At 40.1% G+C, this 13861-nt stretch carries 12 protein-coding genes and 1 pseudogene; 11 read left to right on the top strand and 2 right to left on the bottom strand.

The genetic code is table 11. From position 1 onward, the window contains the following. Positions 1–64: 64 nt before the first annotated feature. From AC5JL8_RS27760 to AC5JL8_RS27720, 9 genes are all read left to right on the top strand, one after another. Positions 65–1357 carry a flippase gene (locus AC5JL8_RS27760; protein WP_495882906.1) on the top strand — a complete coding sequence of 431 codons (1293 nt, stop codon included), beginning with the start codon at positions 65–67 and terminating at the stop codon, positions 1355–1357. A gap of 4 nt (positions 1358–1361) precedes the next feature. Further along, complete coding sequence (locus AC5JL8_RS27755) at positions 1362–2348, top strand: hypothetical protein (RefSeq protein WP_495882905.1); 987 nt, start codon at positions 1362–1364, stop codon at positions 2346–2348. A 22-nt stretch (positions 2349–2370) separates the two neighbouring features. Then, on the top strand, positions 2371–3429 hold the full coding sequence (locus AC5JL8_RS27750; protein WP_495882904.1) for a glycosyltransferase family 2 protein: 1059 nt from the start codon (positions 2371–2373) through the stop codon (positions 3427–3429). 4 nt (positions 3430–3433) lie between these two features. Beyond that, entirely contained in the window at positions 3434–4489 is a 1056-nt protein-coding gene (locus tag AC5JL8_RS27745) for a glycosyltransferase family 2 protein (protein ID WP_495882903.1), read from the top strand. Positions 4490–4590: 101 nt separating this feature from the next. Beyond that, on the top strand, positions 4591–5799 hold the full coding sequence (locus tag AC5JL8_RS27740) for a glycosyltransferase (RefSeq protein ID WP_495882902.1): 1209 nt from the start codon (positions 4591–4593) through the stop codon (positions 5797–5799). Between the two features lie 58 nt (positions 5800–5857). Further along, positions 5858–6616: a WecB/TagA/CpsF family glycosyltransferase gene (locus AC5JL8_RS27735; RefSeq protein ID WP_495882901.1), complete on the top strand. Its 759-nt coding sequence runs from the start codon at positions 5858–5860 to the stop codon at positions 6614–6616. 16 nt (positions 6617–6632) lie between these two features. Continuing rightward, positions 6633–7811 (top strand): endo-1,4-beta-xylanase, encoded by a 1179-nt coding sequence (locus tag AC5JL8_RS27730; RefSeq protein WP_495882900.1) that lies wholly within the window; start codon positions 6633–6635, stop codon positions 7809–7811. Positions 7812–8005: 194 nt separating this feature from the next. Beyond that, positions 8006–10213, top strand: a complete 2208-nt coding sequence (locus AC5JL8_RS27725; RefSeq protein ID WP_495882899.1) for a GumC family protein — start codon at positions 8006–8008, stop codon at positions 10211–10213. Positions 10214–10709: 496 nt separating this feature from the next. Beyond that, a complete protein-coding gene (locus tag AC5JL8_RS27720; RefSeq protein ID WP_495882898.1) occupies positions 10710–11954 on the top strand; it encodes a glycosyltransferase in 1245 nt (414 codons plus the stop codon). A gap of 102 nt (positions 11955–12056) precedes the next feature. On the opposite strand, the pseudogene AC5JL8_RS27715 reads toward AC5JL8_RS27720, so the two are convergent. Both AC5JL8_RS27715 and AC5JL8_RS27710 read right to left on the bottom strand, forming a co-directional pair. Next, positions 12057–12218, bottom strand: a pseudogene (locus AC5JL8_RS27715) (IS4 family transposase); the annotation flags it as partial. 3 nt (positions 12219–12221) lie between these two features. Continuing rightward, a complete protein-coding gene (locus tag AC5JL8_RS27710) occupies positions 12222–12695 on the bottom strand; it encodes a DUF4385 domain-containing protein (protein WP_495882897.1) in 474 nt (157 codons plus the stop codon). A 77-nt stretch (positions 12696–12772) separates the two neighbouring features. Between AC5JL8_RS27710 and AC5JL8_RS27705 the strand changes: the two genes are divergently transcribed. Both AC5JL8_RS27705 and AC5JL8_RS27700 read left to right on the top strand, forming a co-directional pair. Next, the gene (locus AC5JL8_RS27705; protein ID WP_495882896.1) at positions 12773–13237 is read left to right on the top strand and encodes a VOC family protein; all 465 of its coding nucleotides are present in this window, start codon (positions 12773–12775) and stop codon (positions 13235–13237) included. Positions 13238–13279: 42 nt separating this feature from the next. Then, a complete protein-coding gene (locus AC5JL8_RS27700) occupies positions 13280–13555 on the top strand; it encodes a hypothetical protein (RefSeq protein WP_495882931.1) in 276 nt (91 codons plus the stop codon). The last annotated feature ends 306 nt before the right edge of the window (positions 13556–13861 follow it).

Genomic DNA, 13861 nt, shown 5'->3' with positions numbered 1-13861 from the left:
CTAACAACCTATGGTACAGGGAAATTTGAGGCAAATGAACTAAGAATTATAATTTAAATTAAAAATGACGAATTTAAATGCTTTGCGATCGCGCCTTGCTAGCTTATTTCAGAAACCTATGGTGCGGGGCACTTTGTGGATTCTGATTGCTCAAGGGCTACGTATAGTTTTGCAAGCCCTCTACTTCGTAATTATTGCTCGTGCCTTAGGAGTAGAACAATATGGGGAGTTTGTTGGAGCAACAGCACTAGTAGCGATTCTATCTCCTTTTGCTGGTTTAGGCAGCGATACTCTTCTTCTCAAAAATGTAGCAAGAAATAGAGCTTTATTTAGGGATTACTGGGGAAATGCCCTGTTTATGATTTCTGTTACGGGGCTGGGATTGATGGTTTTATTAATACTGCTTGCTCCAATCTTCTTACCTAGAACAATCTCTCCTTTATTACTATTGTTAGTTGCTCTGAGTGATTTATTTTTTACAAGTATTGTCTTTGTATCTACTCAATCTTTTCAAGCTGTTGATCGCCTAAGTCTAACAGCTCAGATAAGTACATTTGCGATGTTGACTAAAGTTCTTGCTGCGATCGCCCTAATGCATTTTTATACTCAAGCCAGCACCATAGACTGGGCTTATTTGTACTTAGCCAGCAGCGCAGTTTCAGCATTGCTAGCGATTTTAGTTGTTAATCGCTTGCTAGGAACTCCAAAACTGGCACTATCCCGTATCAAACCTGAGCTTGCCGATGGTTTTTTCTTTGCCATCGGTGCTTCTTCCTATACGATTTATAATGACATTGACAAGACAATGCTGGCACGCCTTTCAACTTTAGAGGCTACAGGCATATATGCAGCAGCTTACCGCTTGATTGACGTGGCATTTGTACCAGTGCGTTCTATAACAGCCGCAGCTTATGCACATTTCTTTCGAGAGGGGAAAAATGGTATTAGTAGCGCTTTAACTCTTGCCAAGCAACTAGTAAAAATTGCAGGTTCTTACGGATTAATCGCAGGCATAGGGTTGCTATTATTCGCTCCAGTGGTGCCTTATGTGTTAGGAAATGAATATGCGATCGCAGTGGAAGCCTTACGTTGGTTGGCACCGATTCCCTTTTTTAGAGCTGTACAGTGTTTTGGTGCTGATGCACTTAGCGGTGCAGGATACCAGGGTTTGCGCAGTGCCGTACAAGTAATCATAGCTTTATTCAATATCCTGCTCAACCTGTGGCTAATTCCCCTTTATTCATGGAAGGGAGCCGCCTGGTCTAGTTTGGCTTCTGATGGGCTGCTAATGCTTTTGATATGGGCGCTGTTAGCTTTTATGCACCGACAACATAGCTCAAATTCTCAAGGAGGATAATTTAATGAAAGATTGCTGCGTCAGTTTGCAAATTAACCTAGCTCCCACCGATTTACCCCATGCAGTGCATATATTACCGCATCAGCTTCGGCAATGGGCAGCACAGGTGAATGAAGTTGTGCTGATATTGGATACACATCGAAGCCGTGGGCGTTTTGCCGAGGGTTGGGAGGAAAGGCTTCCCAAAATGCGGCTTTTATTAGACAAATGTTGTGCCGATTATCCAAACACATATCTGCGAGAAGTAGATTACTCTCCTGAAGCTATGGCTAGTGTTGGCTCCTTATTTTTTGGTCAACAGTCAGTCCCGACAAAAGACTTCCGGGGTGGTCCCTTCTATTCATACTTCTTTGGCTTGTATGCTGCCAAGCATAATTATGTATTTCACATGGACTCAGACCTCATGTTTGGCGGTGGTAGTTCAACTTGGATTGCTGAGGCTGTACAACTTTTAATTGAGAAAACTGACATTTTAACTTGCAGTCCCCTACCTGGGCCACCAACTTCTGACGGGCAATTGAAAACACAAACTGCTGAATTAGAATCTTATAACTCTTTGGCTTTTCGTTTTTCCCATTTTAGTTCGAGGCTCTTTTTGCTAGACAAGCAGCGTTTTGCCTCTAAAATTAAACAACTGCCTTTAAACCCTCCTTCTATAAGCAATATCGTCAAAGCTTGGTTCGAGGGAAATCCAGCCTACGAATTGCCAGAAATACTTTTCAGCCAAGCTATGTCAAAACATGGGCTGTTTCGAGTTGACTTTTTGGGTCACGAACCTGGAATGTGGTCTATTCATCCTCCTTACCGCTCAGATCTGTTTTATCAAAAACTCCCCGAAATAATTCAACGAATTGAAACTGGCAATATTCCTGAAGCGCAACGTGGAGATTACGATCTTAATGACTGCTTAATAGACTGGACAGATGCCCGAATGGCTTTGCAGAAGAAATACTGGCGTAGACGTCTCATCAAGAGACTGCTCCCTATTTAAGGTTATAAAATTTACACATTTTATGGATCAGCCACTCGTCAGCATTATCATCAACAACTACAACTACGCCAAATATCTGCGCGAAGCTATTGAAAGCGCTTTAAGTCAGACTTACGCAAATACTGAAGTCATCGTGGTAGATGATGGTTCGACCGATAAATCTCAGGATATCATCACTAGCTACGGTTCCCAAATTGTTCCGATACTTAAGCAAAATGGCGGACAAGCATCTGCATTTAACATAGGTTTTGCCGCCAGTCGAGGCGAAATCGTGATTTTTTTAGATGCTGATGATTATCTGTTTGCCTACGCAGTTGAGCAAGTGGTCGCATCTTGGAAACCCGATGTAGCCAAAATGCATTATCGTCTGGAATTAGTGGATGCTGTGGGAAACTTCTTAGATATCGCTCCACCTCCTGAAGTGCCTTTCGATAGCGACGATGTATTACCTATTCTGTTGGAAAAGGGCTGTTACACAACTCAAGTAACTAGCGGCAATGCTTTCAGTCGCTCTGCTTTAGCTCAAATTCTTCCGATCCCAGAAGCAGAATTTCGTATCTGTGCTGATGGCTATTTAAATACTGTAGTGCCTTTTTATGGGAAGATTTTAGCTCTAGAAGAACCTCTTGGAATATACCGCAAACATGGAAGTAATGTTTGGTCTACAGCTAGCCAAGAATTGTTCGTTGACAAGTTTCACAAGTCAATAGAACACGACTTGCTGAAACATAAATTTTTGCTAGACACAGCTATTAAATTTGGGCATAAAATATCTCCTGAACTAGGGTCTTGCGATTACCTCCACTTGATATCTCGGCTCGTTTCTTTGCGCTTAGACCCTCAAAATCATCCTCTTGCCGGGGATTCGCCCTTAAACTTAACTTACAACGGATATTGGGCGATTTGGAAATATACAGAGTTTCCTCGTAAAAGAAAACTAATCCTAAGTTCCTGGTTTATATGGGTAGGTCTGATGCCCAAGCCTCTAGTCATACCAGCTGTTAATTGGCTACTCAATACTCAAACCCGTCCTCAAAGTATAGATTGGCTACTCAAAAAAATTCGCACATTCACAAGTTAATAATATGAATCAGCTAGTAAGCATCATTGTCAACAACTACAATTATGCTCAGTTCTTGCCTGAGGCTGTTGACAGTGCCTTGAACCAAACTTACCCAAATATTGAGGTGATTGTCGTAGATGACGGTTCCACTGACAACTCTCAGGAGATAATTACTAGCTACGGTTCCCGAATTTTACCTGTAATCAAGCAAAACGGTGGGCAAGCATCAGCGCTTAATGCAGGTTTTGCTGTAAGCAAAGGAGAAATCATAATCTTTTTAGATGCTGATGATTACTTGTTCTCAAACACCGTTGAGGAAGTAGTTATAGGTTGGAAAAGTGATATAGCAAAGGTGCAATATCGAATTAAGGTGGTTGATGCGTCCGATAACTTTATCTGTATCTATCCCGGCCCCGAATTGCCTTTTGCTGGTGAAGAAGTTCTACCAGTTTTGCTGAACAGGGGATGGTACACAACGGCAGTGACCAGTGGCAATGCCTTCAACCGTTGTACTTTGGCTCAAATTCTTCCGATCCCAGAATCTGAGTTTCGCATTTCCGCTGATGGTTATTTGGTTACTCTTGCGCCCTTTTATGGTCGGGTAGTCTCGATAGATCAGCCTTTAGCAATTGGTCGCGTTCACGGAAGTAATTCTTGGGCTATCTCTGGTGAAGGAGTTCAAGCTGAAAGATTACGCAAGTCAATCAAGCATGACTTTCAAAAGTATAAATTTTTACAGAAGCAAGCTACTGAATTAGGATATACAATCTCCCATAATCTGGGCTGCCGCGATTACTTCCACTTGACATATAGGCTCGCTTCTTTGCGTTTGGATGCTCAAAATCATCCAGTCTCTTCCGATTCACCCTTAGACTTGGCTGGCAAAGGCTATTGGGCAATTTGGAAATATACAGACTTTCCTTGGAAAAGGAAGTTACTCCTGAGTACTTGGTTTCTTTGGGTAGGTTTAATGCCCCAACCTCTAATTAAACCAGCTATATATTGGCTGGTCAATTCTGAATCACGTCCTAAATTTCTAAATAAATTACTTCAAAAAATACGTTCAATCATCCCTTAAATAGTGTCTTGTCAAGTGATACCACTAATACCCATAGCTAAATAGTGGTAAATTTTTTTTAATTAAATATATCTATACCACAATTAAAAAGGCTCTCTACTATGAAGATAACTTTAGTATGTCATGAAATACCATACCCACCAATTCACGGTGGTCGTATAGATATGTGGCGAAGGATAAAGGCTTTATCTGCACAAGGTGTAGAGCTACAAATCATAGCTTGGTGGTTTAATAATAGCCCAACTCCGGAGGAAATAACTGAAATTCATAAATACGCTCAGAAAGTACATCTCATACAGATTAAACGCACCTGGAATTTTCAGGTAAAGAGAGTAGTTGATTTATTACGTTATCCTCTTGAAGTTACATCTAGAATTCCGAAAAGAAACGAATTAAAAAAATTACTCTTAGAAGTCCAGAAGTTTAATCCTGATGTCATCTTTTTAGATGGAATTCATGGTGGAGCGCTTGCTAATAATCTCAGCGAATTATTGCATATACCTCTAGTTACTCGTTCTCATAATATAGAACATTTATATTATCGTCGGATGTTGTCATCAGCAACCGGCTTAAAAAATAAGTTAAAACGGTATTTATCTGTTATTCATCTAGAAAAATATGAAAAAAAACTCTTAAAAAAGAGTGCTTTATTTTATGACATTTCCGCTGATGATTTAAAATTCTGGCAAAGTCAAGGATTTACTAATGGTCGTTTGCTTCCACCACTGATGGAGTTCCAAGATAATCAGGAGGAAAACAGAGTTAATCAGAAAAATGAATCAAAACAGAGTTACGATATTGTATTTTTAGGCAATTTATCTTTAGAAAATAATGTGGCTGGGGTTGTTTGGTTCTTGACTGAAGTATTACCCAGTATTCGCATTCAAATGCCTCAAGTGACCGTATTAATAGCAGGCTTGAATCCTGTTAGTAAGATTATACAAATTTGTGAAGTATCTGAAGGTGTCTTTTTGAGCGTCAATCCCCCCTCAGCAAATTCTATTTATAAATCTGGAAGAGTATTAATTAATCCGATTCTCACTGGCAGCGGTGTTAAGATAAAATCTATAGAAATGTTAAAATTTGGGAAACCAATTGTTTCGACTTTGGAAGGAGTATCTGGTCTACCTGAAGCTGTGAAAAAATATTTTAGCATCGCTAAAGATTCTCAGTCTTTTAGCTTAGAAGTAATTAAAGCTTTGTCAACATCTAATAATATATTAACTAAACATGAATTGCTAGAATCTATATTTGGATATAAAGTCATAGGCAAGGTTGTCTCAGAAATAAAATCAATTTTGCCAAAATAAAACATATTGTTCATTCAGATTTATAATTTTTTAAATTAAATGAATTGAAAGGTCATTTATGAGAGTTGACATAGGTGGTATCAAGATTGATAAATACAGTTTTGATGAAGTTGTAGAACGCATCGTAGGCCATGCATTGTCAGGTAAGGCACCAGAATATGTCGTTACACCCAATGCGATGCACATTCTTACCTTACAAAAAGATGCTCACTTTCGAGAGATTTATCGCCAAGCTTTTTTAGTTGTACCAGATGGAGTTTCACTGCTTTGGTCAGCCAAGTTTTTGAACACTCCTCTCAATGGTCGAGTAAATGGCACAGATTTGTTTGAAAAGCTTTGTGCTATTGCCTCACAAAAAGGACTCAAGGTTTTTTTGTTAGGAGGCCGCCCGGGAGCAGCCGAGAAAGCAAAGGAAACCCTCGAAGCTAGGCATCCAGAACTTAAAATTGTCGGTACGTACTGTCCTCCCTATAATTTTGAGTTTCAAAAAGCAGAATTAGAACTAATTAATTCCAAAATAAAAGCGGCTAATCCTGATCTGTTGTTTGTAGGTTTGGGTGCGCCTAAACAAGAAAAGTGGATAGCTGCAAATTATCAAGAATTAGGAGTGCCAATTTCTGTTGGTATTGGGGTCAGTTTCGAGCTGGTTGCTAATATGGTGACAAGAGCGCCAGTCTGGATGCAGAAAATGGGGCTAGAGTGGTTATTTCGTTTAATAGTAGAGCCAAGTCGTTTGTGGAAACGTTATATCATTGGCAATCCTCTCTTTATTTGGTTGGTATTGAAGCAACGTTTGGGAATTTTAAAGTTTCAGTGAAGATTGCTGGTTCTAAATGCTCAAAAATATGTTGATGAATAGAAGGTATGCTCTGTGGTTGGGCTTGGGAACTTTGGGAGCCATAGGCGCTTTAGCTAAAGGTAAAGCGATGTATTCGAGTCACAAAACTCAAGACTTTGAGTTGGCAAAAAATAACTTCAGCATCGCTGGGAAAGCTTCGCTGAAGCAACGTGCGGCAGCAAAGGGATTGATTTACGGAGCAGCAATTCCACGGCTCTACCTCTCTTCCGATCAAAAACTAGCTGCTCGTCTTGCTCAAGAGTGTGGCATACTGACCCCAGAATGGGAACTTAAGTGGTCTGCCGGACACAAACCTCTGCGCCCTAGTCCAGACACTTTTGACTTTACTGCTGGAGATTGGATGGCTAAATTTGCCCGCACACACAGGATGCTTCTGCGAGGACACACCTTAGTCTGGCACGAATCTTTACCCACTTGGTTTAAAGAAACCGTCAATCGCCAAAATGCGGAACAATTTTTAGTGAAACATATCCAGACTGTGGTTACACATTATGCTGGGCAAATGCACTCCTGGGATGTGGTAAATGAGGCAATTGAAGTTAAAGATGGCAGGTCTGACGGTTTACGCAAAACACCTTGGTTAGAGTTTTTAGGTACAGATTACATTGACCTTGCTTTTCGCCTTGCTGCGGAGTTTGATCCCAAAGCTTTGTTAGTATATAACGACTATGGGCTGGAATACGACACCTCTCATCATGAAGCAAAAAGAAAAGCTGTTTTAAAGTTACTAGAGCGTTTGAAATCCAGAGGAGTACCAATTCATGCCCTTGGTATGCAATCTCACATGGATGGCAATGAAAAGCGCTTTAATCCGAAAAAGTTGCAAAATTTTCTGGCTAATGTTGCCGATCTTGGTTTGAAAATCATGATTACTGAAATGGATGTGACAGATAAAAAGTTACCTCGCAATCCTGTTGTGCGCGATCGCATGGTTGCGGCAGTTTATCAAAATTATCTTTCAGTAGTATTGAATGAGCCAGCAGTTACAGCAGTAATGACTTGGGGAATAAGCGATCGCTATACATGGCTTTCCAAGTTTCAACCCCGTTCTGATGGTGCTGCCGTCAGACCTTTACCACTAGATAGCAACTTCAGACCTAAATTAGCATGGAATGCGATCGCTCGTGCTTTTGATAAAGCTCCCAGACGTTAATAATACTTTTATTTTTAGGCTAATGAACTTAAAGTCTGTGTATAGTTGTAGAGTTTTGTAACCTCGCTAGTCTATACTATTTCAAATAACATCAATAATTTTAACAAGAATGCAGTATTCCAGCCTTAAGTAAGTCATTTTTGTAGTTTCTCGCCTAAAACCTGTACTTTTGAAGCTTTATGTTGGGAAGAAATATGGAATCTCGAGAATCTATTGATTTAGACTTGGGTCGTTACTTATCGATGCTGAAGCGGCATTGGCTACCTGCTACAACTATCTTTGCAGCTACAGTTGCTCTGAGTGCTTTAGCTACAACATTTATGAAGCCATCTTATGAATCAGAAGGAAAACTACTATTCAAAATTCCATCTTTTAATGTAGTAGGGTCTAATCTGTTGCCCAATAGCTTGGAAGGAGCAGATACAGGAGATTTAAAATCGCTGGTAGCGACTCAAAATCCTATTAGTACACAGATAGAAGTTATTTCTTCCCCTGTTTTATTGCAACGCACAATAGATGAACTGCAACTCAAAGATGATAAAGGCGAAGCACTAGAAGTTGAAGCCCTGGAAAAGGCCCTAACTCTAAAAATTATTGGTGGTACAGATGTGTTGCTGCTGAACTATAAAAGCCGTGAACCCGAAGAAGCGGCAAGAGTAGTTAACACAATTATGAATCTTTACTTAGAAAATGATATTCTCACAAACCGCTCTGAGGCAGAAGCAACCCGCCAATTTATGGCCAGGCAACTTCCTAAACATAAAGCCGCAGTTCAGGAAGCAGAAGTAGCTCTACGCATATTTAAACAGAAAAATAATGTTGTAGATTTACTAGAGGAGACAAGGTCAGCAGTTGGAATTATTGGGAATTTAGATAACGAAATTAATAATATTAAAGCTCAACTAGACGAGGCGAACGCTCAAAGTAATGAACTTCGCCAGAAAGTAGATCTAAATTCCCAAGAGGCGATGTCTGCGAGTGCCCTTAGCCAGTCACCCGCTGTACAAGGAATTCTCACACAACTTCAAGATATAGAGCGGCAATTAGCAACTGAACGCAGCCGCTTTTTAGATGACAATCCAGTAATTGTTAATTTAGAAGCGAGAAAAGCCAACTTAAAAGAGCTTCTAGATAAGGAAGTTGAGCAGACTAGTGGCGGACAAACAAGAGTTCAACAGGGATTATTGCAGATTGGAGAACTCAAACAAAACCTGATCAGAGATTTTTTACAATCAGAAGTTCAGCGCCTTGGTTTGGCCCAAAGGCTAAGTTCTTTGTATAACTCAAGAACTGCCTATGCACAGCGGGTGAAGATATTACCGCAATTAGAGCAAAAACAGCGCGAACTTGACCGGAGACTTCAAGTTGCCCAATCTACCTACCAAACTCTTTTGCAAAAAGTTCAAGAATTGCAGTTGGCGGAAAATAATAATACGTCTAATGCCCGCATAATTGCTAAGGCTTTAATTCCTAAAAAGCCAGTATTAGGGATGAAACCTATAGTCCTGCTACTAGGAGTTATGTTCGGTGCCTTTTTGGCCACAACTGCTGTTGTCTTTCTAGAAACAAGAGATAGATCTCTAAAAACACTTAAGGAAGTTAGAGAGATCTTTGGATATACTTTATTGGGTATAGTTCCCTCTTCTACTAAAAAAGTTCGCTCCCGGAATCGAGATGTCGAATTAACAACTCCAGAAATTGCTGTTAGAGATATTCCACACTCCTTAACTAGCGAAATGTACCGTATGATTCAAGCCAATCTGAGATTTCTGAGTTCAGATAAGGTACTAAAAACTATAGTGGTAACTAGTGCAGTTCCTAAAGAAGGCAAATCTACAGTCTCTGCTAATTTAGCAGCAGCGATCGCCCAATTAGGACGTCGTGTTTTACTAATTGATGCAGATATGCGAGTTCCTTCTCAGCATCATATCTGGCAAATCACTAATGCAGGGGGATTGAGCGAAGTACTTGTTGGTCAGACTGAAGTTGAAACTGCTGCGTTTAGGGTAATGGATAATCTTGATGTCTTAACTGCGGGAGTTAGACCACCGAATCCACTAGCTTTGCTTGACTCTAAACGCATGGCATCACTAATTGACAAATTTTCATCTCAATATGACTTCGTAATTATTGATGCTCCTTCCTTGCTTCTTGCCGCTGATGCTCTGACTTTAAGTCATATGACCGATGGAATTTTGTTAGTGGCTCGCCCTGGGGTAATTGATTCTAGCAGTGCCAGCGATGCGAAAGATATGTTAGAGCGTTCCGGTCACAACGTTTTAGGTTTGTTGGTTAATGGTTTAGTTGAAAAAAATGAGTCTAGCATTGATTCCTATCAAAGTAGGGAATATGTTACTAGTGAAAGAGTAGCCAAAGAAACTAATATAGCTTGGCGAAATTAAGCTCATTTTTTGACTTCAAACAGAAATTGTCGTGCGGTAAGTCACAGGTTACATATATAAACAGGCATGGAGCATTAGTATTATTGCTTATTCTCTAAATTATTTAATAGGAGTGAGCTAATGTTGTTTTGAATATTTCAATTAAATAGTTATAAATTTGAAGATTTGACAAAAAAGCTCAATTCAAAAAATATTAGCAACACATCAATCAACTTTAGGGGCGCAAAGTTTTGTGCCCCTAAGCTATCTATTTGTAGCATTCTGTTTTCAAATTGTATAATTTAGAGTTTTAGGGACAAGCTATAAAAATAATAAATTTGGCTAAGAAGACCCAAAGACGTAGAGCGCGATACCTCTTAATATCTGCGCGGTTACAGGAAAGCAGACTTATCCGTCTCAATATAAAGATGAGAAGCAAGACTACGAAATTTATATGCTAATGAGTATGAATTAAACTTTTTCGTGAGTGTACTTTTTTATTTCTGGAATTTACCCAATGATGGATAATAAAGCTAATTCATTACTGACAGTACCATTAGGTGATTTAAAGGTTTCAGACTTGGCACTTACCGATGCAGGTGTTATTAGTCAGAATCTGCTGTTGTCTCTGGTCATTCCTACTTACAAAGAGCGGGACAATATTAAAAATGTTGTCAGGATATTGAGCCAGTTACTGGATGAATCTATTCCAGGAGAATACGAATTGATTGTAGTAGACGATGATAGTCCAGATCGGACTTGGGAAGTAGCGCAATCTTTAACAGAACAATACCCTCAGCTGCGAGTGATGCGACGCCAACAAGAGCGTGGGTTATCCTCAGCGGTGATTCGTGGATGGCAGGCAGCAAGAGGGCATGTATTAGGAGTGATTGACGGAGATCTACAGCATCCACCAGAGGTATTGACGCAATTGTTGTTTGCAATTCAACAAGGAGCGGATTTGGCAGTAGCCAGCCGTCATGTGGAAGGAGGCGGCGTTAGTAGTTGGAGTGTTGTTAGGCGTTTCTTGTCTCGTGGCGCTCAGGTTTTGGGATTAGTTATTCTGCCAGGGGTATTGGGGAGAGTTTCCGACCCGATGAGTGGTTATTTTATGGTGTGTCGAAATGCGATCGCTGGGGCAACTCTCAATCCAGTAGGATACAAAATTCTGCTAGAGGTAATTGGGCGGGGCAAGGTAGATAAAATTGCTGAAGTCGGCTATGTGTTCTGCGAACGCAAAGAGGGCGAAAGCAAAGTGACATGGAAGCAATATGTGGATTATTTACACCACCTAATACGGTTGCGGCTTTCCACAGGACGTTTAGGAAAATTCACTCAGCAAGTAAATTTCCCGATTGGTCGGTTCCTCCGCTTTGGTTTGGTGGGGTTAAGTGGAGTATTTGTAGATATGGCATTGCTGTACTTACTTAGCGATCCTACAACCCTAGCTTTGCCTCTAACTCGTAGCAAAATCATCGCCGGTGAAATTGCAATTTTTAATAACTTCTTGTGGAATGATGCTTGGACATTTGCTGATATCTCTATGCAGCAGCAAGAATGGCGTCAGCGCTTAAAGCGCTTTTTGAAATTCAATATAATTTGCCTTGCTGGATTGGTGTTGAATGTATTGGTATTAAATCTGGTATTTAATTTCCTTGTTCCCAATCGCTACATCGCCAACTTGATTGCGATCGCCATTGCTACGATATGGAATTTCTGGGTTAACTTGAAACTTAGCTGGCGAGTCACGCAAGTGAAATAAATAAGTGAGTATAAGATTTAAATTAATTACCCATCAAAATCAAGTATTTCTAGCTGGAGTTAAATCTGATCTATAACTTGATTTAATATCTGACTTTTCCCGTTAAGTCTCTTTTGCAAGCTGCCAACCCTCATAGAGGTTATGCAATTTTAACCAACTTCGCCACAGAACTTGGATGCCAATAGGTTTTTTGCTTCAGTGTTCTAGGTAGCCGCCAAGACGAGCAACGGCTTCCACAGCCCAACTAACTGTTAGCACCTTGGGTTACTAGTTTACCTCATGGATATGTTTATGTGCAGCTAAAAGCTGGAGATATTTTTCATTGGTTTTTGCTTGTATCCACTTAGCTTTAAATATTGCTGCTGATTCTGCTTTAACTGCGTCTATTTCATAAGGTAGAATTTCTTTTTTCTGACCTAATTCTGGCAAACCAGCTTTGTATTTTCTCCCACTTTTATGATTTGCATAGCGGCGGGAGCGAGTATAGCCCATTTGTAAAAATTTACGCGCCATATCTGCGCCGACAAAATCATCTTGCTCTAAATAAATAAGAAAAATATTGTAAATTTTTTCACTCGACTCTTTAGCAATATCAGGAGTTTTAAACCGCCAGTAGGGGAGAATTTCCGATTTATATGGTTCTACCAAAAGTACACCCTGTTCACCTTTACCAACACGATAAAGTTCAGGATGTTGCCGGAAATTGATATTTGCAAAGTCTAAAGAATAATCAAAAGACATGGTAAGTTTTTATTTTGAATATTAAACTTTAAACAAAAAGTTTAACTTCTATCCTTGTAGGGAAAGTTTATTCTGCCATGTTATCTAGCTCCTGTGTGAATAGTGTCTTGGCTCTAGGTACTTTGCGTAAAGTGCATCACATTGCTCTCAACGTTAAAGATATGCAAGCTTCCCGACACTTTTATGGGACTATCCTGGGTTTGCATGAACTCACAGGCGATGAAGTGCCAGCAACCTTGGTTGAACTTGTCGCAGTTGGGAAAGTAGCCAACTTTATTACTCCAGATGGTACAATTCTGGATTTATTTTGGACACCTGATCTAACACCACCAGATGCAGATCCAGAACGGAGTTTTACCAGAGCATATCACTTGGCCTTTGATATAGAACCACAATTATTTGAGCAAGCGGTGACAGTAATCAGAGACAATCAGATAGCGATCGCTCATGGCCCAGTCAGCCGTCCTACTGGTAGAGGTGTGTACTTCTACGATCCTGATGGCTTAATGATTGAGATTCGTTGCGATCCAGAAGTCGCATAAATAAGGATGACAGTAAACATACCTAGTTTGAGTAAGAAATTAATGCAGATATATAAAGTAATTGAAGAGGCGATTACAAAACCCCCAATTCCTCACGAAGCATACAAGCAGTCCTTGAAAGCTTGGGCAATGTATTGCTTGCGAGACAAAGGTTTTAAAGTAATTTATGCCCAAAATGCCGACTTTGCTATTGAACCCAAAAATGCAAACAAGTTGTATTTTAAAGTTACAAATAATCCAGCTGATGTAGACAATTCTTGTGGCTGGATAGTTTGGGATAGTGCAGCCAAACGTGCCAGTTTCATTCCACCGCAATAGATGATGCTAACTAGACCACAGCATCATTGATGTGTGGAGCAATCTAAAATCCAAAATTGATTGACTCGCTGCCAGAGTTTAAGGACATTGCTCAATCCTCAACACCATAAATTCTGGCAATCTGCTCCAGTATTGAGGACTGCCCAATTCATAAATCCTTTAAGGGCTGGTTCAGGCAACGCCAGAAGAATTTTATAAAATGAATCACCCGACTCATAGCGGTAGAAGTGTTCAAACCGAAAGGGTTAGAAACAATTTTACTGGCTTTATCAGCCTTCTCTGGCAAGGCAGCCCCAATAAAAAATT

The organism is Mojavia sp. (assembly GCF_059505145.1).
The sequence above is the reverse complement of the archived record's forward strand: the minus strand, read 5'-3'. Positions and strand labels throughout refer to the sequence as shown.